The sequence below is a fragment of the Bacillus sp. FSL K6-2865 genome (assembly GCF_040311405.1).
Taxonomy (GTDB): Bacteria; Bacillota; Bacilli; order Bacillales; family Bacillaceae; genus Bacillus; species Bacillus velezensis.
In genome coordinates this window covers 1367344-1393997 of record NZ_CP152036.1, presented here as the reverse complement: position 1 = coordinate 1393997, position 26654 = coordinate 1367344, and the positions used below count along the sequence as shown (strand labels likewise).

The 26654-nt window shown below is 44.3% G+C and carries 24 protein-coding genes and 1 pseudogene; 10 read left to right on the top strand and 15 right to left on the bottom strand.

Annotated features, from left to right (window positions below; genetic code table 11):
* Positions 1–96 precede the first annotated feature (96 nt).
* Positions 97–645: a hypothetical protein gene (locus tag NYE42_RS07130; RefSeq protein ID WP_007409614.1), complete on the bottom strand. Its 549-nt coding sequence runs from the start codon at positions 643–645 to the stop codon at positions 97–99.
* 113 nt (positions 646–758) lie between these two features.
* Positions 759–1523 (bottom strand): 2,4-dienoyl-CoA reductase, encoded by a 765-nt coding sequence (gene fadH / locus NYE42_RS07125; protein WP_007409613.1) that lies wholly within the window; start codon positions 1521–1523, stop codon positions 759–761.
* A 144-nt stretch (positions 1524–1667) separates the two neighbouring features.
* Here fadH and NYE42_RS07120 point away from each other — a divergent pair, with 144 nt between their 5' ends.
* The 4 genes from NYE42_RS07120 to NYE42_RS07105 all read left to right on the top strand — a co-directional run bounded on the left by NYE42_RS07120 (position 1668) and on the right by NYE42_RS07105 (position 5056).
* Positions 1668–2531 carry a metallophosphoesterase gene (locus NYE42_RS07120; RefSeq protein ID WP_094032397.1) on the top strand — a complete coding sequence of 288 codons (864 nt, stop codon included), beginning with the start codon at positions 1668–1670 and terminating at the stop codon, positions 2529–2531.
* A 74-nt stretch (positions 2532–2605) separates the two neighbouring features.
* Entirely contained in the window at positions 2606–3100 is a 495-nt protein-coding gene (locus tag NYE42_RS07115; RefSeq protein ID WP_095284082.1) for a L,D-transpeptidase family protein, read from the top strand.
* A 75-nt stretch (positions 3101–3175) separates the two neighbouring features.
* A complete protein-coding gene (locus NYE42_RS07110) occupies positions 3176–4468 on the top strand; it encodes an MFS transporter (protein WP_032868138.1) in 1293 nt (430 codons plus the stop codon).
* A gap of 123 nt (positions 4469–4591) precedes the next feature.
* Entirely contained in the window at positions 4592–5056 is a 465-nt protein-coding gene (locus NYE42_RS07105; RefSeq protein ID WP_003154622.1) for a YkyB family protein, read from the top strand.
* A 68-nt stretch (positions 5057–5124) separates the two neighbouring features.
* Here the strand turns inward: NYE42_RS07105 and NYE42_RS07100 are convergent.
* Positions 5125–6272 (bottom strand): IS3 family transposase gene (locus NYE42_RS07100; protein ID WP_352426856.1). Its coding sequence is split into 2 segments (ribosomal slippage): positions 5125–5999 and positions 5999–6272, totalling 1149 coding nucleotides; the frame shifts between segments, so codons are not numbered across the junction.
* 113 nt (positions 6273–6385) lie between these two features.
* A complete protein-coding gene (cheV, locus tag NYE42_RS07095; RefSeq protein WP_007409609.1) occupies positions 6386–7297 on the bottom strand; it encodes a chemotaxis protein CheV in 912 nt (303 codons plus the stop codon).
* 188 nt (positions 7298–7485) lie between these two features.
* Between cheV and NYE42_RS07090 the strand changes: the two genes are divergently transcribed.
* Together NYE42_RS07090 and NYE42_RS07085 are read left to right on the top strand one after the other, a co-directional pair.
* Positions 7486–7647, top strand: coding sequence for a hypothetical protein (locus NYE42_RS07090; RefSeq protein ID WP_007409608.1), 162 nt, complete (start codon positions 7486–7488; stop codon positions 7645–7647).
* A 200-nt stretch (positions 7648–7847) separates the two neighbouring features.
* The gene (locus tag NYE42_RS07085; RefSeq protein WP_015417364.1) at positions 7848–9017 is read left to right on the top strand and encodes an aminotransferase A; all 1170 of its coding nucleotides are present in this window, start codon (positions 7848–7850) and stop codon (positions 9015–9017) included.
* Between the two features lie 24 nt (positions 9018–9041).
* On the opposite strand, the gene NYE42_RS07080 is transcribed toward NYE42_RS07085, so the two are convergent.
* Both NYE42_RS07080 and NYE42_RS07075 read right to left on the bottom strand, forming a co-directional pair.
* The gene (locus NYE42_RS07080) at positions 9042–10862 is read right to left on the bottom strand and encodes a PAS domain-containing protein (protein ID WP_025284656.1); all 1821 of its coding nucleotides are present in this window, start codon (positions 10860–10862) and stop codon (positions 9042–9044) included.
* A gap of 177 nt (positions 10863–11039) precedes the next feature.
* Positions 11040–13172, bottom strand: a complete 2133-nt coding sequence (locus NYE42_RS07075) for a penicillin-binding protein 2 (RefSeq protein WP_352426855.1) — start codon at positions 13170–13172, stop codon at positions 11040–11042.
* A gap of 336 nt (positions 13173–13508) precedes the next feature.
* Between NYE42_RS07075 and NYE42_RS07070 the strand changes: the two genes are divergently transcribed.
* The 3 genes and pseudogenes from NYE42_RS07070 (at position 13509) to NYE42_RS07060 (ending at position 15074) form a co-directional block, all read left to right on the top strand.
* Positions 13509–14294 (top strand): CAP domain-containing protein, encoded by a 786-nt coding sequence (locus NYE42_RS07070; protein ID WP_039251620.1) that lies wholly within the window; start codon positions 13509–13511, stop codon positions 14292–14294.
* 27 nt (positions 14295–14321) lie between these two features.
* Positions 14322–14465 (top strand): annotated as a pseudogene (locus NYE42_RS07065) (P-II family nitrogen regulator); the annotation flags it as partial.
* 216 nt (positions 14466–14681) lie between these two features.
* Positions 14682–15074: a hypothetical protein gene (locus tag NYE42_RS07060; RefSeq protein WP_337681105.1), complete on the top strand. Its 393-nt coding sequence runs from the start codon at positions 14682–14684 to the stop codon at positions 15072–15074.
* A 547-nt stretch (positions 15075–15621) separates the two neighbouring features.
* Here the strand turns inward: NYE42_RS07060 and NYE42_RS07055 are convergent.
* The 9 genes from NYE42_RS07055 to NYE42_RS07015 all read right to left on the bottom strand — a co-directional run bounded on the left by NYE42_RS07055 (position 15622) and on the right by NYE42_RS07015 (position 26390).
* Complete coding sequence (locus NYE42_RS07055; protein WP_025284653.1) at positions 15622–16488, bottom strand: NAD(P)-dependent oxidoreductase; 867 nt, start codon at positions 16486–16488, stop codon at positions 15622–15624.
* A gap of 80 nt (positions 16489–16568) precedes the next feature.
* Positions 16569–18536, bottom strand: coding sequence for a methyl-accepting chemotaxis protein (locus NYE42_RS07050; protein ID WP_144664183.1), 1968 nt, complete (start codon positions 18534–18536; stop codon positions 16569–16571).
* 126 nt (positions 18537–18662) lie between these two features.
* Positions 18663–19691: a spore photoproduct lyase gene (gene splB / locus NYE42_RS07045; protein ID WP_003154644.1), complete on the bottom strand. Its 1029-nt coding sequence runs from the start codon at positions 19689–19691 to the stop codon at positions 18663–18665.
* An 84-nt stretch (positions 19692–19775) separates the two neighbouring features.
* A complete protein-coding gene (locus NYE42_RS07040) occupies positions 19776–20015 on the bottom strand; it encodes a transcriptional regulator SplA domain-containing protein (protein WP_003154646.1) in 240 nt (79 codons plus the stop codon).
* A gap of 87 nt (positions 20016–20102) precedes the next feature.
* Positions 20103–21818 (bottom strand): phosphoenolpyruvate--protein phosphotransferase, encoded by a 1716-nt coding sequence (ptsP, locus tag NYE42_RS07035; protein WP_342497322.1) that lies wholly within the window; start codon positions 21816–21818, stop codon positions 20103–20105.
* On the bottom strand, positions 21818–22084 hold the full coding sequence (locus tag NYE42_RS07030) for a phosphocarrier protein HPr (RefSeq protein WP_003154654.1): 267 nt from the start codon (positions 22082–22084) through the stop codon (positions 21818–21820). The genes ptsP and NYE42_RS07030 overlap by 1 nt, the downstream gene beginning before the upstream one ends.
* A 96-nt stretch (positions 22085–22180) precedes the next feature.
* Positions 22181–24277 (bottom strand): glucose-specific PTS transporter subunit IIBC, encoded by a 2097-nt coding sequence (gene ptsG, locus NYE42_RS07025; RefSeq protein WP_007409599.1) that lies wholly within the window; start codon positions 24275–24277, stop codon positions 22181–22183.
* A 230-nt stretch (positions 24278–24507) separates the two neighbouring features.
* The gene (gene glcT, locus NYE42_RS07020) at positions 24508–25374 is read right to left on the bottom strand and encodes a ptsGHI operon transcription antiterminator GlcT (protein WP_012117426.1); all 867 of its coding nucleotides are present in this window, start codon (positions 25372–25374) and stop codon (positions 24508–24510) included.
* A 50-nt stretch (positions 25375–25424) separates the two neighbouring features.
* Positions 25425–26390, bottom strand: a complete 966-nt coding sequence (locus NYE42_RS07015) for a LacI family DNA-binding transcriptional regulator (RefSeq protein ID WP_352426854.1) — start codon at positions 26388–26390, stop codon at positions 25425–25427.
* A 97-nt stretch (positions 26391–26487) separates the two neighbouring features.
* On the opposite strand from NYE42_RS07015, the gene NYE42_RS07010 reads away from it, so the two are divergent.
* Complete coding sequence (locus NYE42_RS07010; protein ID WP_352426853.1) at positions 26488–26613, top strand: hypothetical protein; 126 nt, start codon at positions 26488–26490, stop codon at positions 26611–26613.
* The last annotated feature ends 41 nt before the right edge of the window (positions 26614–26654 follow it).

Genomic DNA, 26654 nt, shown 5'->3' with positions numbered 1-26654 from the left:
TCAGCACCACAAATGTTTAGATTAGGGGAAAAGGAGGCAGTATGGCCGCAGCTTAAAATAAAAGGGGGACATTTTTAAGATCACTCTTCAGACCGGTTAATTAAGGACGTTATTCATTTGTTTCACAATCACAAATAAAAGGATAAATATAAGAGCATTATAACCGGCAGCTGTCCAAAAATAATGGCTCCAATCAGTGCTGTTAAATATCCAATCATCATCATGTTTCAACTGAAAGAAAGTTCCTTTTTTATCTAAAGTGCCAAATGTAAGAGTTGTTAACCCGCCAACACTCTCGGAAACGTCAACTCCATACATTGAACCGGCAGTATCAGTATGATTTATTGGCATATACGTGTAATCAGATAAAATTGTTTCCGCCAGCTTGGCTGGCAGAGACACATATAATACAGCCGATGTATCGCCTCCGAGCCCACTCAAATACTCCCTGGCTTTAATAAATTTCGTTTCATCAGGAAAATCGATGTGATATAGCTTTTCAAATCTGATTATTTCATCAGATGTAAGATTGGTATTTTGATAATACTCCGGAGTAAAAGCACAAATAATAAAGTACCAAATATTAAAGATGATAACGAAACTGCTTACAAATAGTACAACGAACCATTTTAATAATTTCTTCAATTAATCGCCCCTTAATCTTTCAAAATTATATCATAATTTTGAATAGAAAATAAAACAAGCGAACGGCGGCTTTAACGTTCGCTTGTTTTGCAAAATAATCAATATATGAAAAATTAAAACGGATAAGGATTCAGCCATTGCCCCCCGTCCATTGTGATACAATCCCCGTTTATGTAGGACGCTTCATCAGATAGCAAAAACGCTGCCAACGCGGCGATTTCTTCCGGTGTGCCCAGCCGGCCGAGCGGCACACTGTTCATAGTGCGGGACACCGCTTTTTCCGATTCAAACAGCTTCTCCGCACCGCCTGTCCGTTCAATCGGGCCTGGGGCTATCGCGTTTGTGCGGATGCCGTATTTGCTCCCCCATTCAACGGCCAGCGTTCTTGTCAGTGACAATACCCCCGCTTTGGCTGCAGCGGAATGAACGACACCCGCTCCCGCTCCCCATGCGTATGTAGCGGCCATATTTAAGATGACGCCCTTCTGCTCCTGCTCGATCCAATGCCTTGCCGCTGCTTGGCTGCAGAAAAATGTGCCGTTTAAAACAATCTCAATAACAGCTTTCCATCCATTGGGTGTCAGCTTCTCTGCCGGGCAAATAAAGTTGCCGGCCGCATTGTTAATCAGCGCATCGAGCCGGCCAAAGACTTTTTTCGCTTCTGTCATCATGTCTGAAGCGGCGGAATCAGAACGGACATCCATTTGAAAACAGGCGACCTGCCCCTCAAAGGTCTCAATTTCTTTTTTTGTTTCCTCAAGTGCTTCATGGTTCCTCCCTGTCACCATGACGTGCCATCCTAATTCAGCCTGTTTTTTCGCCATTGCTTTTCCCATGCCGCTTGATCCGCCTGTAATGATTACCGCTTTCTTATCCATAACAAACCCACCCCTTTTTATTGAATGAATAATCATTCATAATTTTATCATAGATGTCTTTCCGCGTCATTACATGCTGAGAAGGGATTTTTCAGCCAAGCTGATGATATAATAGAACAACTCTGACAAAGGTTGGTTTTACATATGGAGAAAATGACCAGAAGAACATTTTTAAAAAGAGGATTCGGCATTTTGGGTACAGCTCTCGCAATGGCTTGCGGAGGTTACGGCTATGCCCGGTATATTGAACCGCGCATGATTGAGATCACCCGGCATACAATCACCAGCCGCCTGATCCCCCGCGGTTTTGACAATTTTAAAATCGTTCAATTCAGCGATACGCATCTCAGTGATGTGTTTACATCCGGTGACTTGAATAAAGCAGCGGAAAAGATCAATCAGCTGAAACCCGATCTGCTCATCTTTACGGGAGATTTAATTGATAAGCCGCATTTATTTAATGATCACCAGCATGCACTCGCCGTGCTGCAAAATCTTGAAGCTCCCTTCGGCAAACTTTGTGTTTACGGAAACCATGACCACGGAGGCTACGGTACGAACACGTACAAGGCTCTGATGGAAGCGGCTGATTTTCAAGTGCTTCGAAACGGCTACCGTCAGGTGCAGCTGACAGACGGAAGCCGGATTGAACTCGCGTTTTTGGATGATGTAATGCTCGGAAAACCCGATTATGAAGGCACCCTGTCACGCCTTTCCGAAGATGCGTTTTCCATTTTAATCGTCCACGAGCCTGATGCCGCTCTCAAAATAGGCGGATATCCCGTAAACCTCCAGCTGTCGGGACACACTCATGGCGGCCAGGTCCAGCTCCCGTTTTTCGGCCCTCTCATTACGCCTCCTTACGGAAAAACGTATACCGACGGCATGTATACACTGCATGACACAGCCGTTTACGTCAATCGCGGGCTCGGTACGACAAGACTGCCGTATCGATTTTTAGCCAGACCGGAAATCACGCTGTTCACATTGAAAACCGAGCAAAAATAAGACTTTTATCCTGATGCACAGACACCCCCTCCGTAATATGTATATGGAAAAGAGCAAAAAGGAGGGTGATGAAACTGCTGACATATCAAGTGAAACAAGGAGAAACCATCTCAAGCATTGCGCAAGACTTCAGAATAAGCACTGCTGCTCTCCTTCAGGCAAATCCCTCAATCCAATCGGTCATATACGCGGGACAGCATATTATCATACCGAATCTTCCCGACCCATCCACCATTCCCTACTCCATCATCGTGTATATCGGAGCGAAAAAACTGGAGTTATACCGCCTTGGCAGGCTCATCCGTACGTATCCCATCGCAGTCGGAAAAATATTGACGACCACGCCGACCGGAGAATTTTACATCGTGAACCGCCAGCCTAAGCCCGGCGGCCCGTTCGGCGCTTATTGGCTCAGCCTCTCTAAAATTCATTACGGCATTCACGGAACAAATAATCCTTCCTCCATCGGCAAAGCGGTATCAAAAGGATGCATCCGGATGTATAATCAGGACGTCACTGAACTTGCCGCTGCCGTTCCTAATGGAACAAGGGTGACTATTATAAGATAGAAAGATCTTATTTGTTAATGGAACGAGCTGATGATAATATATTACAGTGGGACCTTTAGGGTAAGGAGCGTGTTTATGGATATATTTAAAAATCGCAATTTTGTCCGTCTCTTTTTCGCAGCACTCGCTTCTCAAATGGGAACGACTGTAGGTAATATGGCTTTCGCTTTTTACTTGCTGGACCATTTTTCAAACCAGCCGGCATACACGACTTTGGCTGAGCTGATGTATTCACTGCCGACAGTTTTCGTATTTCTGATTGTCGGTGTCGCAGCTGACCGGCTTGACAGGAAAAAGGTCGCAGAGAATTGTGACTGGATCCGAGCCGGACTGACGATCGTATTGTTTGCCGCATTATACACCGGGAGCATCCCTCTCGTGTTCTGTATTTTGTTCATCAGAAGCGCCGTGACCAAGTTCTTTTTCCCGGCGGAAGCCAGCCTTGTACAAGCTATTCTGCCTAAGGAGCATTACGCGAAAGCGGCGGGACTTAACCAGATCCTGTTCAGCATCTTCATGGTATTCGGCGTCGGTATAGGCGCGTTTATGTATAAAACGATCGGTATTCACGGAGCCATTATCCTTGATTTTGTCAGCTTTATTGTATCAGGCTTTCTGATCCGCGCGTGCCGCATTCCGAAAGAAGCCCGTCAGCCGAACGGCCCTTTTAAATGGGGAGATTCGTTTCTGAAAGACTCGGTCGCTGATTTTAAGGAAGGGATCGTATATATTGTTAAAAACAAATTGCTTGCTTCCCTTATTTTCGGCTTTTTTATCTTTGGTTTTGTCAACGGCGGCTTTGCCGTACTGCCGATGTTTACGATGAAATACGGACTTGCGCCTGATCATTACGAATCACATACTTCCATCTTCACCGTCGCACTCGGCTTCGGCCTGCTTGCAGGAAGTGTGATCGGAACGATGATCGCAAAAAAAGTCAAACCGCATCATTTGATGTCGATTCCTATTTTGGCAGCCGGACTGCTCATTTTTGTCCTCGGCTATACGGATAAGCTGTGGATTTATTATATGGCGGCTTTCGTCCTCGGCATGTGCATCGGCCCTGTCAATATCGCCATCGGCGGCTGGATGCCGAAAATCGTTCATCCGAAAATAATGGGCCGGGTCAGCGGCTGGCAGGACCCTTTTATGATGTTTGCCCAATCGATTACACTCGGACTGGTTGCCCTGTTATTTCCGAAATTCGTTACCAATATTGATTACCTTTATTACGGCATGGGAATCGTGATTTTAGCGGTATTTGTGTTCTATTTTATCGCTCTTCCGAAATACAGCGCCGAGGCAGCAGAGATCGATGTGCAGCAATCATTAAAGGCTGATTCTGAAAAACATGCGAAACCTGTCTAATAAAGGAAAAAGATGCGCCCTTTTCATCAGAAAAAGGCGTATTTTTTATAATCAATATTTGCATTTCAACGCTAAAAAAGTATAATCTATATATGAACTTGATCAATGCAAAGGAGAGAAATAATGGACGACCACGCTTATTCGAAAGAGCTGCAGCCAACCATCGAGAATCTTTCAAAAGCTGTTTATACTGTGAACCGCCATGCAAAAACCGCCCCCAACCCTAAATACCTTTATCTGCTGAAAAAACGGGCATTACAAAAGCTTGTGAAAGAAGGCAAAGGGAAAAAAATAGGGCTTCACTTTTCAAATAATCCCAGGTTTAGCCAACAGCAGTCAGACGTACTTATCTCTATCGGAGACTACTATTTTCACATGCCTCCAACAAAAGAAGACTTCCAGCATCTTCCGCATTTAGGTACGTTAAATCAATCGTACCGCAATCCTAAAGCACAAATGTCTTTGACAAAAGCGAAAAACGTATTGCAAAAATATGTGGGCTTAAAGGAAAAACCGCTTGCCGCCAACAGGCAGCAGCCCGCTTATCATAAACCCGTATTTAAAAAACTTGGTGAGAGTTATTTTTAATTCCGCCGCAAAAAAGCCGATGCGTTAGGGACTGACCCCCGTTTTTGAGACAGGGGTCAAAACACCTTTTAAACAGCCAATTGCCGATATTGTATCGGCGATTGGCTGTTTAGTTTCGTTTGAATACGAATATTGTTATAATAATGAATGTATTCTATGGCAGTGCGTTCTACGATGGCCGTCGTAGTTCGATCAATGTTAAGATAGAACGTTTCAGACTTTAGTGAGGAATGAAACGATTCGATGGAGGCATTATCAGCGGGCGTCCCTTTGCGGGACATGCTCATGGTAATGCCTTTTGTTTTAACAGCTTTTTGATACTCATAAGATGTATAAACAGAACCTTGGTCACTATGTAACAGGCAGTTCTCTGGCAGTGCGGGCAGCTGATCAAGTGTGTGTAAGACAAAGTCTGTGTCCTGTCTATCGCCAATCGTCAAAGCAATCACTTCTCCATTGTATAAATCCAATATACTGGAAAGGTACAATTGTTTCTGCCCATAAGGCAAATATGTGATATCCGTTACTAGCTTTTCCAGAGGACGATCATACTGAAAGTTTCGATCTAATATATTCTCGGCCACGGCATATGGCTGCCCATTCTTCTTGCGCTTTTTCACCTTAACCCGACACTGCCATTGATTTTTCTGCATAATACGTTGAACCGTTTTATGGTTAATACACATTCTCTTTTTTAGTATGGCTGTGATTTTTCGATATCCATATCGATACTTGTGCTCTCGGCACAACGTGCCGATTTGTTTTTCCAAATGGCGCTTGGGATGATCCTTCATCAGATTCTTCTTCCAACGATAATAAGACGCTCGAGAGATACCTAAATGAATACAGATATCCTGTACGGTCATTGTGCTGTGCAATATTTCTACAAGTTCGACTGACGTTTCGCTATCAACTTCCTTTCCAATTCGTTGTACTTTTTTAAAACTTCATTCTGTTGTCTCAGGTAACGAATCTCTGCCTGCAGTTTCTCTAAATCGGAAGAATACTCCGGACCTTTTCCGTAAGTGTATTGCTTTCCAACAGGCTGTTCGAATCGATGTGTATCACCAGCCTTATACCATCTAACCCATGTCTGAACCTGTGTCTTATTCTTAATATTCAACTCCTGCAGGATCTCTTTCATAGGTACGCCTGCCAATCTCATTTCTACAGCCTTCTGTTTCACTTCAACCGGATAACTCACTCTTGTCCCCATAGAAAAAACACCTCCAAGTCTAATTTCGGATAACAATCATCCGTATTCAAACTTGAAGGTGTTTTTATTTGTCTCATCTTATGGGGTCAGTCCCGTTATGCATCGGCTTTTTTCTATTCAATCACGTACGTATCCACTTTTTTAATGAGCTCGCTGATTTCAGGCTTGCTGATCTGTTCATCCGCTCCGACGACTTCGCCCCGGTGGCGCAGGTCGTCCGTAATCAGGGACGAGAAAATCATAATCGGCACATCAGAGCTTTGCGGGTTATCCTTAAGGAGCTTCGTCAAACGATGCCCGTCCATTTTCGGCATCTCAATGTCACTGATAATCATGTCAATATGGTCTGACAGGTTTGCTCCGTTATCCGTCAGTTCCACGACGTAATCATACGCTTCTTTTCCGTTTTCAAACGTAACGATTTCACTGTACCCCGCCTCAGTCAGCTCATCCGTCAAAAGACGCATCAGAAGCGGAGAATCTTCAACGATGATCAGTTTTTTACCCGCCCGTCTTTCATCAAATCCTTCCTGATGGACATGATAAGTCTCAACTCCGGATGCCGATTCAATATCATAAATGATCTTTTCATAATCAGGCAGAAAGATCATCGTGTCTTCCAGTTTGATGATTCCCGTTAAATGCCGCTCCATGCCCTGGTTCAAGGAAGTCGGCTTTTCAATCGCCTCCCAGGACACCCTGTGGATTTGTGAAACGGAACCGACGTGAAAGACGATTTTCCGCTTGTTGAATTCCGTTACGATATATTTATCGTCTTTTGCTCCTTCGGCATCAACGCCGAAAAAGGTATACAGACTGATGACGGGAAGAATTTCGCCTCTCAGCTTAATCATCCCTTCTACGTCTTTATGAGACTGAGGCACAGATGTGACATCTACCGGCTGAATGATTTCCCGGACTTTCATCACATTTATGCCAAATGTATTGACACCTACTTCAAATTTGACGATTTCTAATTCGTTTGTGCCTGAATCCAATAAAATATCGTATTGTTGTAAAGACAATTCAATCCCTCGCTATCCGCATTCAGTATTGTACTGTATATATCGGCTGGAAACGGAAAAAGTGAATGTATTCGGTCCAACTGGCCATGAACTCTTTATAAAAAAATGCTTTTTTCTGATATCCCATTGACTTTTTGACATCGAGTGGTAAAATAGTCAAGGATTTTTCAGGAAGAAGGGTGTAATAAATGGGTACAGTAGTCATATTCGACCAAGATCAAATGACGGTGTTAGAAGATATCAGCAAAACGGCTTACCTGCAAATGAAAAAAGAGGCGAAAGAGCGTCCCGACAAGCCCGCTCCATACATCTTATGGCGGGAAGACGTCAGCTTTGAATACGGGTATTAATGACATTCGCCACATATCACAATAGATAGATCATGATACAATGAAGACAATCATTTCAGCTGGTTGTCTTATTTTTTTCTGAAAGAAGGTATGTTTTCACATATCGGACATATACTCGGGATAGTTCAATAAAAAGATGACAAATGCTCAGCTAGTGGTAAAATAGGAGAAACTCAATATATAGTATAAGGTGATGAATTATGGAACATTTGCTTAATCCGAATGTAAAAGAAATTGAAATTTCAGGAATTCGCAAATTCTCAAATCTTGTAGCTCAGCACGACAATGTCATTTCGCTTACGATCGGTCAGCCGGATTTCTTCACGCCGCACCATGTCAAAGCGGCTGCCAAAAAGGCAATCGACGATAACGCAACGGCATATACTCCGAATGCGGGCGGCCTTGAGCTGAGACAGGCCGTACAGCTTTATATGAAGAAAAAAGCTGATTTGAATTATGAAGCTGAAACTGAAATCATCGTCACAACCGGGGCAAGCCAAGCGATTGACGCGTCTTTGCGGACGATTTTATCTCCGGGCGATGAAGTTATTCTCCCCGGACCGATATATCCGGGCTACGAACCGATCATCCGCATGTCGGGCGCCGTTCCGGTCCATGTGGATACGACGACACACGGATTTAAGCTGACGGCGCGGCTCATTGAAGAATCGCTGACACCAAAAACAAAATGCGTCATTCTTCCTTATCCGTCAAACCCGACCGGAGTGACATTGTCTGAGGAAGAGCTGCAAAACATCGCAGCCGTCCTGAAGGGCAGAAATGTTTTTGTCCTGTCTGATGAGATTTACAGCGAATTAACCTATGACAGACCGCATTATTCGATCGCGTCTTATTTGAGAGACCAGACGATCGTCATCAACGGCCTGTCAAAATCACACAGCATGACGGGCTGGAGAATCGGTTTCATTTTCGCACCGAAAGAAATTGCCAAGCACATCTTAAAAGTTCACCAATACAGTGTGACATGCGCGTCTTCAATCTCTCAGAAAGCGGCTCTTGAAGCGGTGACAAACGGTGTTGATGATGCGCTTATTATGAGAGAACAGTATAAAAAGCGGCTTGACTATGTATATGACCGTCTTGTTTCAATGGGGCTTGACGTCGTAAAGCCGTCAGGCGCATTTTATATCTTCCCTTCCATTAAGTCATTCGGAATGTCATCGTTTGATTTTAGTATGGCTCTTTTAGAGGATGCAGGTGTGGCTCTTGTGCCCGGCAGCTCGTTTTCAAAGTTGGGTGAAGGGTATGTGAGGCTGTCATTCGCATATTCACTGGATACATTGAGAGAAGGCTTGGACCGGCTGGAAGCATTTATTTTAAAAACGAGAGAATCCATGCAGACTATTTAAACAACGGCATAACGCCGTTGTTTTTTATTGTTTCGGGAATGTAATATGAAAGGCCGTGCCTCTATCCGGTTTGCTGTCTACTTGGATAGCTCCCTGGTGGTTTTTAATAAGGTTGAATGTGACCATCAGCCCCAGGCCGGTTCCTTTTTCTTTCGTTGTCAAAAACGGTTCGCCTATTCGTTTCAGCACGTTTTCCGGTATCCCGTCACCCTCGTCTTTCACCGTCACATTAACGGAATACTCATCTTCTGTCATAAGAATGTGAACCGTTCCCCCATCCGGCATCGACTCAACGGCATTTTTAATCAGATTGATAAACACCTGTTTCAGCTGATTTTGATCACCGTTAATATACATGCTGTCATGTTCATAATCCGTTTTGATAAAAATCCCTTTAAGATTTGCCTGCGTCTCTAAAAGAGCGGTCACTTCACTTATAATTTTCTTTAAGTTTACACGCTCTTTCACGGCGTTTTGCTGAGGTTTGGCAAGCATTAAAAGCTCACTTAAAATTAATTCGATTCTACTCAGTTCAGAAAACACAATTTCAAAGTAATGTTCGTTTTCCTCCATCGTCGGCTTCATGAGCTGTAAAAATCCTTTGATCGCCGTCAGCGGATTGCGGATTTCGTGAGCGATTCCCGCCGCCAGCTGCCCTGCGATAGACAGCTTCTCCGACTTCAGCATTAATTCCTCCGTCTGCTTCCGCTCAGAAATATCACGCAGAATGACCTGCACGGCCGTTTCTCCGAAAAACGTCGTCGGAATGCAGACCATTTCCGTGTAGATCAGCCGGTTTTTAAAGGTAAACCACGACTGCTTAATGATTTCTGACTCGGTCTTTCGGTCGATAATATTTTGGATCCGCTGTTTTACGCCGTCATGATCGCAGGGATGAAGCTGATCATAGACGTTTTTCCCGATTAAATCTTCATAGGTTTCAGCCTCAAACAGCGAAATGCCCGACTCATTCATGAATACCCATTTATCATTGTGAATCACGGCGATCGTGTCAATTGAATTCTGAATGAGGAGCTGATAACGCTCTCTGCTTTTTTGCAGAATCGTTTGGAATTTTTTCCGTGAAGAAATATCAATCAGAAGCAGCAATTCCGCCCGCTGATTTTTATATGTCGTCGGTGCCGCCTTCACTTCTAAATGAACGGGCGTGCCGTCGAGCCTTCTCCACGTCTGTTCGATCATTCCGACTTCCATTCCTTTTTGCATCCGCACAATTCGGTTTTTCACAATGTCGTGATACTCTTCTTCAATAAACTCATAAGAGCGCCTGCCGATTACCTCGTCTTTGCTTTCGGCTCCCAGCATGGCAAGCATCGCGTTGTTGGCGTAGGCGATTGTGCCGTTGATGCTGACATATAAAGGATTCGGCAGCATTTCGACAAGACGCTCGAATTCGCCGTTTCCAGCCGCATCTTCCGACTGTTGTTCTGCCTTTTGCTTCTTTTGTTCATACATATAAGGCCGGCGGGGCGTCTTCTCCTCAAGCACCTTGATTTTGAGGATGATTTCCCGATCCGTCCCCTCCATTTGCGGTGTGACAATTTCCACACCCGCTTCAAGCCATACGATGGTATGATCTTTTTTAATAAGACGAAAGGTGCAAGGCATCAAATGATGCTCATTATAGAAGTAACTTTCAACCAAAAATTGATCTTCTTCATGCAGGAACGTTTTGAGAAATGAGCCGATCATCTCTTCCTGAGAATAACTGAAGTACGATTTGCAGTTTGCAGAAATATACATAATACGCCCGTTAGACGTCAAAACGGCATGAAGATCGGTTTTCGATTGAAACTGTTTGACATGCTGAGTATCCTGTTCCACAGAATCCCTCCTTTGCATTATACTCGCACTGCAGGCTGGACACGGACTGATATAAAAAGAAATTCCACTAGATTGATTCGCTAAAAAATGAGCATTCTCCTTCTATTCTTATTGTGAACGTCAATTTTCCTGAATGAAAGAAAGGGCGCACGAGATGTTCGGCCGCCCTTTCATTTGTTATTTTTTATTGTATTTCTTTTCAAGCTCTTTGTAAGCGTCAACTGCTCCCTTGGCAATGTTTTTGCTGACATGATCGTGATCATCCTGAACAGACGGAACGACAACGCTGAATGCCACTCGTGGATGTTCTGACGGATAATAGCCGACAAAGGTCAGGTTGTACGTGTATTTCCCCCACCAGTTTTTGTTCGTGCCGTAATAGTGCGTCTCCGCGGTTCCCGTTTTACCGGAAACATCGGCGCCTGAACCTTGGAATGTTGAATAAGCCGTTCCTTGAGGTGAGCTTGTGACCAACTTCATTCCTTTATGAACTTGGTCAAAATCGCTCGGGCTGTTATTTACTTTGTTCAAAATTTTAATATCTCGCTGTTCAATCGCTTTTCCAATCTTGTTTTTGCTGTCCGGTTCATGAATGCTTGTGACGATCCGCGGCTGGACGCGATACCCGCCGTTTGCGATGGCTGAAATATATTGAGCCATTTGAAGCGGCGTATACGTATCAAACTGTCCGATCGCAAAGTCCAGCAGCAATCCCCCGACCATTTGCGGATTTGACTGCATGCCCGCTGATTCCTGCGGAAGATCAATCCCGGTCTTCACACCCAAGCCAAATTGGGCGTAATAGTTGCGCATTTTCTTAATATCGTCTAATCCGGCCGGCAGCGTGCCGTGCGGAACGTAGGTAATGCCGGCGATATGCATGGCCACATGAAACATATATATGTTTGAACTTCTTTGCAGCGCGGTAAGCTCAGTAATGGTCCCCATTTGTGTCCACGATTGCTTTTCCGTGCCGTCTTTAAACTTAAGCGGTGCATCGACAAACGTTTTATAATGCGGGAGGCCGCTTTGGTAACCCGCGAGAACAGTCGCTCCTTTAACAGCAGAGCCCATCTCATATTGGGTCGTAAATGCTCCGATCGCAAAATCCTGTGTTTTATTTGTTTCGAGATCGATGCGTTTCCCCGCCATTGAGAGAATATCCCCGTTGTTCGGGTCCATCATGACGGCAAATCCTCTGTCAACCATATAGTTGCCTGCGGCGCGGCTTCTTCTCAGCTCTTTTTCAATAACTTTTTCAACTTTCGACTGTAATTCCATATCGAGCGAGAGCTGCAGATCGTAGCCTCTGCTGCCTTCATCGACGGGCTTTTGGCTGACGACCTCACCTTTGCTGTTTTCCACATACTCTACTTTTTCTTTATGTGCGTTTAAATAGTCTTCATACTGATATTCAATGTAGCTTTTACCCACCCGGTCATTCAGTGAGTAGCCTCTTGTGACATAATAATCTTTCCGTTCGCCCAACAATCCCTGTTCCGGTGTCGTCACACCGCCGAACAGAGAGTACAGCGTTTTGTCGTATGGATATTTCCGCGTCCAGTCATTGATCACGTCAATGCCGGGGAGCTCTTTCAGGTGCTCGGATACGACGGAAACTTCTTCATATGTCAGGTCGCTTTTCGGTTTTTGCTTATTGTTGTCATGCTCGTCAAGCAGTGAACCGCTGTTTCCGTTTCCGTTCAGCTTATTCGGGTCCATTGATTTGACGACTTGCGGCTGATAGGCGTTGCCGCTTGAAAAACGCGTATAAATCGCCGCGATTTCCAGCTCTTTTTTATTTTGTTTGATCGCGTCAATCTCCTGCTTCGGAACGCGTTCAATCTGGCGTTTGTATACTTCTTGGGATTTCAGGCTGTTTTCTGAATCCTTCATAAGCTTTTCCGCCTTCTTCGGATGTGCGGCAAGCCAGTAATCAATGATATTTCGATCCTTCATAAATTCAGTATCAATATGAATCAGTGCGGCGAGATTTTTTGCCGTTTTCAATTTGTCCTTTGCCGAGGTTTTTGAGGTAGAAACGTATACAATTTCAGGCACAGCCTGGTTATCAACCGCCACTCTGTTCCGCTTGTCATACATCTTTCCCCGAGGTGTCGGATAATAGGCGGTTTTTGCATTTGCCTTCTCCGCATCCTGGCGGTGTTTATCCCCTTCGACAATCTGGACGATGCCGAGTTTAAAAATCAGTGCCGTAAAGAGAAGGAAAACAACTAAAAAATAGAGATTCATTCTCAGCGCTCTGTAACGTTTCGTTTTTTTCTTTGGTTCACGCGCAACTTCAGCCACTTTCTGTTACACCTCTCAAATCATTGAATATATTTACATAAACAGATTTTAATTGTAACATTTTTGTAAAAGTTGTTACAGCGAAAACGGGTAAAAAAAACTGTCAAGATCAAATTATCTTAAAATATATCTAACACTTCAAATAATTTGAAGAGATGTAACGGATTTTAAAAAATAAATACAGATCGTTTTTCCTGATATAAAGCCATTTTTCAGTGCTCAATTACAATTATGACAAACGTTTGTTGTCAAAGGAAATGGCTGCCTGCATTATGACAAAAAAGCTGTGATAAGATTTTTCATGTAGAAAAAAACTTCTCTGGGAGGCTATTAACTATGAAAAAAGCATTTCTCTTATCTGCCGCCGCGGCAGTCAGTTTAATTACATTCGGAGGCATTCAGCAGGCATCTGCCAAAGAGCTGTCATGCCAGCACGTCGTTACCGTGAAAAAAGGAAACACTGTACAGCATCTGACTCTTCAAGAGGCTGTTGAAAAACTACATATGAAAACGAGCGTGAAAAAGCTGAACGTTAAAAATGAGAAAGAACTGAAACAGCAGCTGCAAAAACACGCAAAGCATTCTGATATGACAGTTAAAGACGTTCAAAAAGAAACACCGGCAAAAACGGCTCCGGCAGCTGCTGAAAAACCGAAAGCCGATCAAAACCAGCAAAACCAGGCTGCTGACAATGCAAAGCAGACAGATAACACAAACAACAGCAGCGAGAAAACTCCTTCTTCTGTCAGTGCGTACGAAAAGAAAGTCGTTGAATTGACAAACGCAGAGAGACAAAAGCAAGGCTTAAAACCTCTGCAGATTGATGATAAACTAAGCAAATCAGCTCACGCAAAATCACAAGATATGAAAGACAAAAACTATTTCGATCACCAAAGCCCGACTTACGGCTCACCTTTCGATATGATGAAGTCTTTTGGAATCACTTATAAAACTGCCGGTGAAAACATCGCCAAAGGGCAGCCGACTCCTGAAGCTGTCGTTAAAGCTTGGATGAACAGTGAAGGCCACAGAAAGAACATCATGAATCCTGAGTTCACTCAAATCGGTGTCGGTTACGTAGAATCAGGAAACATCTGGACACAGCAATTTATCGGAAAATAAATAATAAAAAAGATTGCCCCTGCGGGCAATCTTTTGCCTGTCGAAAAAGTGGCTGAGACGGTGCAAAAAGTGCTCAAACCCCGTAATCTCGGAGACGGCAAAATCTTTATTTTTGAAATTCACAACACAATCAACATCCGTACGGGCGAAGAAGGGCCTAACACTTTATAAATTTACAAATTTTTGAAGCTCCCGGCACATAAGTGCTGGGAGCTTTTTTGTAAAATCTTAAACGTGATGATTAAATTGGTTTTGTTAGCCTTTGCTTCTTTAGTAATACTTTATTTAATAAAAAGTAGAATTTACCTATTTTTCTGTTGAATATTTTTTCAAAATTTAGTAATATATTGAATGGTTTTCTAAATAAATGGAGAAAGGAAGTTTCAATTGAAAAAAATTGTAATGACACTATTCACAGTTGCTCTTTTGACATTCGGGATTTTCTCAAACAGTTCAGAAGCGTTAGCCATGACTTCAAAAGGAGCAATTAAATTCCAAACAGATGCTAATACTTACTCCAAACACGCTACTTCTATTGTCGTAACAGGTACTGTGCCTTCAAAATATGAGGTAAACTGGGGTGTTACAGTTTTTCTTGAAAATAAAAAAGGAGATATAGTCAAATATATAGTTGTTGATAGACATAATGTTCGCAATTTTAAAGTAAGCTTTTTGACGAAAAATATTCCAGCAGGCAAGTATGATGTGCAAGTAGCATTGACCTGGGGAACTCAAACCCATATAGGAGAACTGAAACACTATATTACTGTACAACATTAAAATTTATATTGCTAACAAATGGATTTAACGTTGATTTTATCTGGAATTCTCAAAAAACAACATGTAATGATAAAATCTCTGGATCGAGGATGTTTTCGTAAATCTCTTGGATTTTTTACGATACATCCTCTTTTATTTTTCAGTTTTGCTAGAAAGCTAATCTGTAGAGTTTCGGATGCCGAATTATTAGGTTTTAATTGCGGGAATCAACTCGATTTATTGCTATGTACATTTGGGTTACTCGAATTCATAGTTGAATCAGTCATGATACATCCTACTTTTGGAAAGTTGTATTAATCCTAATCATTATTCGGAAATCCCCCTTTAGATTTATAATAGACAGTCTGCATCAAACAAACGAGGGGGATTCCAAACAGTAGAATACTATAAACGGATACATGTTAATACATTACCCTGCCAAGTTCCTGTCTTCATTAAAGGCTCTAAGAATCAAGGTTTGCAGATCATTGTTTACAAAACACCATCAACAATACCGTAAGCCTTCGCTTCCTCGTATCCATAAAATATCGCGTTCGGGCAATCTTTTTTATTTCACCCAAAGCTTATAAATGCTTTGAGTTCCGCTGTTTTCTTCACCTTGCGCGGAAAGCTTGTCGTATAATGATTTGGCAAGCGCTAATCCGGGCATTTCTTCTCCCATCAGCTCCGCTTCTTCAAGGGCGATTCCCATGTCTTTAATAAAGTGTTTCACGTAGAATCCTGGTGCAAAATCGCCTTTCAGCATACGGGGAGCTAGGTTGGACAATGACCAGCTTCCGGCAGCTCCGGTTGTAATGCTTTTCAGCACTTGTTCCGGGTTCAGACCGGATTTTTCAGCGTAAGCCATCGCTTCAGCCACTCCGACCATTCCCGCTGCAATCGCGATCTGATTGCACATTTTCGTATGCTGGCCGCTGCCGGCCGGACCTTGATACTGAATGTTTTCCCCCATAACGGAGAAAAGCGGCAGGCATGCTTCAAACGCTTCTTTTTCTCCTCCGGCCATAATGGCAAGCGTTCCGTTCCGCGCGCCGATGTCTCCGCCGGAAACGGGTGCATCCAGAGCGTGAATGGATTTTTCTTTGGCCTGCTCCGCAATCTTTTTCGCCAGAGACGGTTTTGATGTCGTCATATCAATGACAAACGCCCCTTCTTTTGCGTGCCGGAGAATGCCGTTTTCGCCGAGATAGATGTCCTCGACATCACTCGGATAGCCGACCATAGTAATAATAATGTCAGCTTTCTCTGAAAGGTCTTTGACCGTCTCCTGCCAGACCGCTCCCTTATTCAGAATTTCTTCAGCTTTTTGTTTCGTACGCGTGTAGACTAAAACAGGATAGCCCGCTTCTAAAATGTGCGATGCCATACTGTTTCCCATGACGCCCAAACCGATAAATCCGACCGTTTTGTTCACTGCGCTTTCCTCCCCTGATGCGATTCATATATCACTCTTTCATGTCTATATTACCATATAATAGGCTGATAGAGTCCGCGTTACAAGGTGAATTTAGAAATGGCGCTGATCAGATCTTCGCTCGCGCTCTTTAACATATCAGTCGATTGCTTTACTTTTTCAAGCGTAACGAGCTGTTCATCAGTAGAAGCATTCACTTCTTCCGCCGCTGCCGCAGATTCCTGAGAAATGGCAGAGATGCTTTGAATCGCTTCTTGAATCGCGGCTTGTTCTTCACTCATTTTTTGAATGTCATTGTAAATATGATCTATACCTTGAACGAGAGACTGCATTTCCGTCGTAATCAGATTGAGGACCTCACCCGTTTCATGAATGGCGCTGTTTTGTTCATCATTCATTCTGCTTGCCTCAATCATCGCGTGTGACGCTTCTTTTGTCTCTGATTGAATCAGACGGACCGTCTCACTGATATGGCCGGAAGAAAGAGCTGATTGTTCAGCAAGCTTGCGGACTTCTTCCGCGACGACGGCAAAGCCCCGTCCGCTTTCTCCCGCTCTTGCGGCTTCTATGCTCGCATTCAGCGCCAAGAGATTCGTCTGGTCTGAAATAGCGGATATTGCCGTCACGACTTCTTCTATGTTTTTCGTTTGTTCTTCCAGGTCAGTCAGCATTGCCTCTACTTTTTTCGTTTCTGAATTGGCTTCGTTTGACTTCATCAGCAGCTGCCCGAGCGCGTCCAATCCTTTGTAGCTGGCATCCTCTGAAGATTTTGAGAGTTGTTTTATGCTGCCTGCGCGATCTGCGATTCCTTTTATTTTGACCGAGAGATTTTCTGATTTTTCATTGATCGTCTCAACCTCTGACGCTTGCTCTGTCGCTCCGGCGGCGACTTCCTCTATCGCTTTTGCGATTTGTCCGCTCGTTTCATTTGTTTCTTGTGAAATGACGGTTAGCTGCTCAGATGTATCAGACACATTTTCTGAGGAGGCCTTGACCTGTTCGACCATCTCTTTCATATTTTCAACCATTTGGTTAAAGTCTTTTGTTAACTCGCCTACTTCATCTTTTGATTTCGTCTGAGCGCGGACGGTTAAATCTCCCGCTGAGACTGAATTTGTTTTGGCAATCAGCTGCTGAATCGGCCCGGTTATCGTTTTTGCGAGGAAATAACTGAGGCCGATCGTAATCACAAGAGCAATCAGTGACATAAAAATGCTCACCGTGTTCATTTTATCGGCTACTCCCATCAGCTGATCTTTTTCAAACTGCGTTCCGACTTTCCACCCTGTTTCTTTTACCGTTTGGTAGACGACCATGTTCCCCTGCAGCTCTTTGATGCCTTCTTTATCCGCAGTGAGGTCTTTTAACGTCTGATCTTCCGAAATATTTTTTCCCTGTTTTTCCGGATGCGCCAGAAGAGAGCCGTTTTCATCCGCCAAAAACGCAAATCCTTTATACGGTACCTTTTGCTCGTTGACCATGCTCTGAATGGAGGACAGCTTCAGATCTAAGCTCGCCACTCCGACGACGGTTCCGCTGTTTTGAATGGCTTTTGACGCCGTCACGATCATGTCTCCCGTCACTGCATCTTTGTAAGGGTCAGTCCAGACAACCTTATCGGGTTTTTCGGCCGCCATCTTATACCACGTTCGATTTGTCGGATCATAGTCTTTGGCAAAGTCGGCCTTTGGATATGTAAACATTTGTTTGTTTGCGGTTCCGACATACGCAAGCGCGACATATTTGTCATTCTGTCCGATCTGTTTTAACTCATCATTAAAAAGCCGCGCGGTTTCTTTCTTCCCATCTGATAGAAAAGACCGGGACAATTCACCGCCTGCCAATCTCAATAATACGGTCTCATCATTTTTCAGCTGAAGCTCAATGTTCTGACCGAGTGAATTGGTGACATTCTCTGTCGTACGTTTTGCTTCCTCCGTCATCATCGGCTTTAATGTCAAATATGAAGAAACCGTTAAAAAAACAACCGTTACGATAAGCATTGCCGATACAAACACAGCAATTTTGATGTGCATTTTTTTAAACATAACCATCCCCTCCTGAGAGTTATATCGGTCTTTCGGCCAAGAAAATGAATAAACCTTGAAATAAATATCAAAAATTTCCGCCATTTGGCGCTGCAAAAAAAGAGCTGTCGTACCGACAGCTCCGCCTTACGTAAAATATTCGATTTTCGCTTTCGGGAAATAGGTTTCGATATAAGATTCCAGTGTTTCCCTTAAAGCATGCTCTTCGTCTTTTTGGTATATATACTTGCCGATTCCGTAGCGTCCCCATTTGTATCTGCGCTTTTCTTCATCAAGCTCAAGCTTTGTTTTCGGATAGTTCTTCTCAATCACCCGTTTGGCCGGTTTTGTAAAACGGTGCTGGATCAGTTCAAATGTGATGTCATGCCGAACGTCTTCATCAAGCGCCGCATCAAGTTTCTCAAACAGTTCCTTATAGCCTTCCTCCCAGCCATCGTGAATATAAATCGGCGCCACGATGAAACCGAGCGGATAGCCCGCTTTAGCGACTTTGACGGCGGCTTCTATCCGTTTGTCGAGCGGAGAAGTTCCCGGTTCAAAGTTTTTAATGACATAATCCGCATTGATGCTGAATCTGAACCTAGTCTTTCCGTTATGTTTTGCATCAAGCAAATGATCGACGTGGTGAAATTTAGTCACGAATCTGAGCTGTCCCAATTCGCTTTGTCCGAAATGTTCAATGGCTCTTTTTAATGTATGTGTCAGATGATCGATTCCTACGATATCAGACGTACAAGAGGCTTCAAATCTTGTAAATTCCGGCGCCCGTTCTTTCATATACTCATCAGCCTGATCCAGAATCTCTTCCACATTGACATATGTCCGAATGTAGGGCTTTGACCCCATCGTCGTCTGCAGGTAGCAATAGTGGCAATGCCCCATACAGCCCGTCGCAAATGGAATGGCATATTCGGCGGACGGCTTTGAAGAATCGAATTTCAGTGTTTTCCGGACGCCGATTACCAATGTTGATTTCGCGTTCCGGTATTGCTGCAAGTGATTTTTTCCCGGAATATTCCGGACTTGATTATGCGATGTCGTTTCTCTGATCTCAAGCCCCATGTTTTCAAACTTATTCTTCAGCTCTTGTCCTAACGGGTATTCGAGCGCTCTCGGTTCAATATAAACAAGCTGGGGCACAAACGGCTTCAACATAGACAGACACTCCCTTTACATATCCTCATGTTGTTACTTTCCGTTTAAAAGAGAGTGAATATGCGTTGTAAACATTTCCTTTGATCAATGATACCGGTCTTCTTCAAAAAGCTCGCTGTAAAGCGCTTCCGCTTCCTCATATGTCGAAAAGACCGCGTCATCTTCGGCCAGCGGATGATAGGTTTCGTATAAAAACAGAGACAGTTCTCCCTCATGATACGGATGATGGACGATCTCCGCCTCTTTAATATGGGCAACATTGGCCGCATGCGGATTGCGGTAAATCACATAGACCGTATCCCCCGCTGCAAATGATTTTGTCATAATAATCCCTCCTGTTGAAAGTTATTGTTCCCCCCTTTTTTCCGAATATGAAAAAAACCAGACGGCTTACACCGTCTGGCTTTTGTATTACTTATTGAATGTTTCTTTAACGAATGCGACAACCTCTTCTGTCGTGCTCATAGACAAGATTGTTTCTTTGAATGATTCAGCTTCTTTTTTAGAAAGCTTGCTGATCTGCGTTCTTGCCGGAAGGATGGATGTAGCGCTCATCGAGAACTCATCTAAGCCTAAGCCGAGAAGAATCGGAATCGCAATTTCGTCTCCCGCCATTTCTCCGCACATGCCGACCCATTTGCCCTCTTTGTGAGCGGCTTCAATAACAAGGGTGATCAGACGGAGAATCGCCGGATTGTATGGCTGATACAGATAAGCTACGCGCTCGTTCATGCGGTCAGCAGCCATCGTGTATTGGATCAAGTCATTTGTTCCGATACTGAAGAAGTCAACTTCTGCGGCAAACTGATCTGCGATCACGGCTGTAGACGGAATCTCTACCATCATACCGACTTCAATATCGTCAGAAACCGCTACGCCGGCTTCGACGAGTTTTTCTTTTTCTTCGAGAAGAATCGCTTTCGCCTGTTTAAACTCGTTTACTGTCGCAATCATCGGGAACATGATTTTTAAGTTTCCGTATGTACTTGCACGAAGCAGCGCACGAAGCTGAGTTCTGAAGATTTCTTGCTCTTCAAGGCAAAGGCGGATGGCTCTGTAGCCTAAGAACGGGTTCATTTCTTTAGGTAGCTGCAGGTAAGGAAGCTCTTTGTCGCCGCCGATATCCAATGTCCGCACGACAACTGATTTTCCTTCCATACGCTCAAGAACCGTTTTATAAGCGTCAAACTGCTCGTCTTCCGTCGGAAGCTGGTCGCGTCCCATGTAAAGGAATTCCGTACGGTAAAGCCCTACAGCTTCTCCTCCGTTTTCAAGAACGCCTTTTACATCGTCAGGTGTGCCGATATTTGCGGCAAGCTCTACATGATGGCCGTCTTTAGAAACAGTCGGTTCATTGACGAGCTTCGCCCACTCAGCTTTTTGCGCCAGGTAAGCACTGTGCTTTTCTTCATATTTCTTTAACGTTTCACTGGAAGGATCGATGATCACATCACCATCGATGCCGTCTACGATTACCGTAACACCGTTTTCAATTGTCCCTGTAGCCGCTTTTGTGCCGACAACAGCCGGAATTTCAAGCGAACGGGCCATGATCGCGGAGTGTGAAGTGCGTCCGCCGATATCAGTTGTAAAACCTTTTACAAACTGGCGGTTTAATTGCGCCGTATCAGACGGTGTCAAATCTTCAGCCACGATAACAACCTCTTCTGAGATCATGCTCGGGTTCGGAATTTCCACGCCCAGCAGGTGCCCCGTCACACGTTTTGTTACGTCACGGATATCCGCCGCACGCTCTTTCATGTATTCGTTATCCATTGATTCAAACATAGTAACGAACATGGAAGCTGTTTCTTTCAAAGCGAATTCAGCATTGACTGAATCTATGCTGATTTTCTCCTTTACCGGGTTCAACAGCTCAGGATCACTCAGAACTAAAAGGTGCGCGGAGAAAATGTCAGCTTTGTCTTGTCCCAGTTCTTTTAAAGCATGCTCTTTAATTTTTTCAAGCTCTTCTTTAGAACGTACAATCGCTTCATCAAAACGGCTTACTTCAGCCGCAGCATCAGCAATGTTTTTCTTTTCAACCGTTAAGTCCGGCTCTTCAAGCCGGTATGCTTTCGCAATCGCAATTCCGGCTGAAGCGCCTATTCCTTTTAATTCTTGCATTACTCGCCGAGTCCTTCGCTTTTCATTGTTTCTTCTAAAGCGTTAAGAGCATCGTTTTCGTCAGCGCCTGAAGCGGAAATTGTGATTTCAGCGCCTTTAGCGATACCTAGAGACATAACGCCCATGATTGACTTAAGGTTTACTGTTTTGCCGTTATATTCTAAGTTTACGTCAGCATCGTATTTGCTTGCAGTCTGTACAAGAACTGTCGCAGGACGAGCGTGGATTCCGGAATCTGCTGTTACTTTAAATGTTTTTTGTGCCATGATTATCATTCTCCTTTAAATTAAAGCTATTTTACTACACAATATTATATCATACAGCCGTACTTGTCATCTGACAAGCACGGCGTATTTATATGCTTATTTTCCGATTTTCACAATATCTTTTTGTTCCCGTTTTACGGTACCTTCGGCCGAAAGGGAAATCGCTTCACCCTCGGCAAGATTTGTAAAGACAATCGGTGTCATTAATGAAGGAACATGAGGTTTAACCGCTTCAAGATCAACTTCAAGCAGCTTTTGCCCCGGTTCAACCCGGTCACCCTCAGAAACAAAAGAAGTGAATCCTTCGCCTTTCAGACTGACTGTGTCGATTCCGAAATGAATCAGGATCTCTCTTCCGCCGTCAGACTGAAGGCCGATCGCATGTTTTGTCGGGAAAACATTCAGCACTTTTCCGCGGACAGGCGATACGACGATTCCTTCTTCAGGAAGAATCGCAAAACCGTCACCCATCATTTTTCCTGAGAACACCTGGTCAGGCACATCGGTAATCGGATGGATTTCGCCGGTGATCGGAGAAGCGAACACTTCTTCACCCTGCTCGTTTCGGAGCGGATCTGCGATAACCTCTTCAACCTGCTGGCTGACTTCTTCTTGCGCGGATACTTTCGGTTCAGGGCGCGGCGTGCGTCCGGCGATAATATCCTGCATCTGTGTTTTTAAACCGTCAGAACGCGGGCCGAAAATGGCCTGAATGTTGTTTCCGACTTCAAGAACGCCTGAGGCGCCAAGCTGTTTCAGACGGGCCTTATCCACTTTCTTCTGGTCGTTGACCGTAACGCGAAGTCTCGTGATACAAGCGTCAAGGTGCTTAATGTTTTCCTGATCACCCATTGCCTGCAGGATTTCATAAGGAAGGTCGCCGGCTTCGCCTGAGGCGCCCGCACCTTCATCCGCAGCCTCTTCTTCACGGCCCGGCGTTTTCAGATTGAACTTTCTGATCGCAAACCGGAAACCGAAGTAGTAAATGACGGCTAATCCTAAGCCGACCGGAATGACAAGCCACCAAGCCGTCCGGTTAGGCAGAATTCCGAACAGGAAGTAGTCAATCAGACCGCCTGAGAAGGTCATACCGATTTTTACATGCAGCAGCTGCATAACCATAAAGGAAAGCCCCGCGAATACGCAGTGAATCGCAAACAGGATTGGAGCCACAAACAAGAATGAGAATTCAAGCGGCTCGGTAATTCCCGTTAAGAAACTTGTCAGAGCGGCAGAACCCATGATTCCGGCTACAAGTTTTTTCTTTTCAGGCTTCGCTTCATGATAGATTGCAAGCGCTGCCGCCGGAAGACCGAACATCATAAACGGATATTTCCCCGTCATAAATGTTCCCGCCGTCAGCTGTACGCCGTCTTTGATCTGAGCCATGAAAATCCGCTGATCTCCGCGGATGATGTCTCCAGCCGCATCTTTATAGCTGAAAAATTCATACCAGAACGGCGAGTAGAAAATGTGATGAAGACCGAACGGAATCAATGACCGCTCAATCATCCCGAAAATAAAGGCCGCCAAGGTTGGATTCGCTTCCACAAGACCCGTGGAGAAGGAATTCAGACCGTGCTGGATCGGAGGCCAGATCACTAACATAATAAGACCGAGAATTAATGCGGAAATTGATGTGATAATCGGGACGAACCGCTTACCCGCAAAGAATCCGAGGTACTGCGGAAGTTCAATTTTATAAAACTTGTTAAACAATAACGCGGCCAGAACCCCGACGATAATACCGCCGAACACGCCCGTCGCCAAAGTGGGTATCCCCAGCATGTTAATATAGGCCGGATGGTTTTCCGCAAAAAACTTTGCCCGTTCAATTTTGTCAGACGGAATACTGCCGTTTGCCATAAGCACGGCGCTCATGGATACGTTCATGACCAAGTATCCGATAATAGCCGCGATTCCGGCAACACCGTCTCCGTTGGCAAGACCGATCGCAACCCCTACTGCAAAAAGAAGCGGCAGGTTGTCAAATACGATTTGGCCGGCGCTTTCCATGACATTCGCCACAAGCTGAACGTTATCATTGCTTAAGAAGTGCATGACTTGAATCATATCTTTGTTCTGCATGGCATTCCCTAACGCAAGCAAGATCCCTGCAGCCGGTAAAATCGCAACCGGAAGCATAAGAGCACGGCCGATTTTCTGGAGAACGCCGAATAATGCTTTAAACATAAAAGATGTACCTCCTCTGTTAGCTAGTGTGACCTTACAGCGAAAATTCATGACAACGAATTCACTGGCGCAAGTCTTCAGTTTAACCGTTTACATTTGCCCTTTTACACAACAAAAAAGGCATGAGTAAAAAGGGTGTGCAAAATAACGGGACCGTTCTTCCCGTTTTTTACCCTCAATCACTCATGCCTGATCGAATCAGTGACACGTTTTTAAGGTTTCAACTGAAATTATGAAATTTTATTGGTTAATCGGTACAAATGAAGCGTGAGATAAACCGCTTCCGCCTCATGAACTGGTTTTTTCAGTATTTGCTGCAAGATTTTTATCAGTTTCCAAGCAGTATTGTAGCATAGCGGGTATTCATTTTTCAATAATAACATTAACTTTTCTGGTTCTTTTGTCTGCTCTTCCCGATTAATCCTGTCTATGGTAAATCTGATATGCCGGATCAGCCGCAAATAGTGGACGCTTTCTTTATTCACTTTCATCTGGAAAGATTCCTCAATCACCTGAACGAGCCGGGACATCAGCTGTGAATGCTGATTGACCTCTGAAAGGGGCCGATTCGTCAGGGCGGAGTGGATATGCAGAGCGATAAAGCCGATCTCCCCTTCCGGAAGGCAGATTCCCGTCTTTTCATTAATCATGCCGACGACTTCACGGGCAATTTGGAATTCTTCCGGATAAAGCGTTTCGGTTTCCATGAGAAACGGGTTTTTAATGTCAAAACCCTGCTGCAGCCGCTTTACCGCAAAGGCGATATGGTCAGTCAGCGCAATATGGATATGCTCATTTAACGGTTGGCTTGTCCGCTTCTTGATATGATAAATGACGTCATTGGAGATGTCGACAAGTGTCTCGTCCACATAACCGAGGAGCTTTTTAAATTGTTTTTGTTCTTTTTCATCCTTTAAGATGAACATCTTGTCATACCCTTTATCTTCAATGACATCCGCTTGTTTTTTTCCAAAGCCGATCCCTTTTCCGATTAAGACGACCTCACTGTATCTATCATGTGTTGCGATGAGCACATTGTTATTTAATACCTTTTCAACTGTAAAGGACCCCTTCATGATCCTCAGCTCCTTTGTCATTCAATACCTCATATCGTACAAAACGAACGGAAAGCGCGTCAATTCTTTTTTTAGACGGTTGATCGTTCAATAAGGCGGTAATCAAGAACTTTCCTTGCCGGAGGCCCGCCGCTGATCCGGTTCTCAAGCATGTGAAAAGCCTGCTTTCCCATTTCTTTTGTTTGTATATCTATTGTGGAAATACCTAACATCTTGCTGATATCATGATTGTCGATGCTCAAAATCGCAAGCTCTTCCGGGATGCGCGTCCCGTTTGCCTTGGCTTCAAGGTAAAGACCTGCGGATACTTGATCATTCGCCGCAAACAGCGCAGTCGGTTTGTCATCCCAGCTCTTCCATCTATGAAAAAGGGCTTTCCCGTCAAGCAGCGTCAGCGCCTTTTCCACAACCAGCTCTTCCCTGTAAGGCTGCCCGATCTTCTTCAGCGCCTCTTTGTATGCGGCAATGCGTACTTGACTGTTTTTTCCCTTTTTTCTGGCCAGGCTGATCGCTATTTTCCGGTGTCCCTTTTCTATCAGATAATCCAGACCGTGCCGAAATGCTTCCCGATGCGGATTACTGATGGAGGAAAGCCCTGCCGCATCAGTGTACTGGCAGAGGATGAGCGGTTCTTTCACGGTAAGCAGATGTTCATCAGGAATTGCTTTGGAGCAGATAATCAGGCCGTCCACTTGGCGCTCCTGTAACTGTGATAAGGCAAAACGTTCTTTTTGCTGCTGATAATCTGTCTGGTATAAAGAAAGATGCACGCCTGACGCTTCGGCAGCCTCGGCAATACCTGCAACAAGGTTTGCAAAATACGGCAGATTCACCGACGGAAGCACAACGCCGATCATATCGGAAAAACCTTTGGATAAATGTACAGCATGAATGTTGCGCGTATATCCGAGCGATTGCATCGCTTTTTTCACTCTTTCTCTTTTGTCCTTACTTACATAAGGATGATCGTTTAATACTCTTGAAACCGTTGTAACGGAAACCCCGGCAGCGCCGGCAATGTCTCTGATCGTAGCCATGGCGTCCCCCTTTCTTTTTTCCCTTGATCTGGAATGCGTTTCATACAGTAAGCTAGAAACAGAAACAGCCTATTCGTTTGAAAGGAGAAGAACAGCGATGGGGATTCTTTGCTTAATCGGTTTGTGTCTCGCCATAGTCGGCGGCAGTTATCTTGCCATGCGGCCCCTGAATGAAAAGCATGACATCGAACCATTTCAGCATTTTGATGATTTTTTCATTTAAAAGGTGATAAAAAAGGACGCTGCGTTCCAGAACCGTCCTTT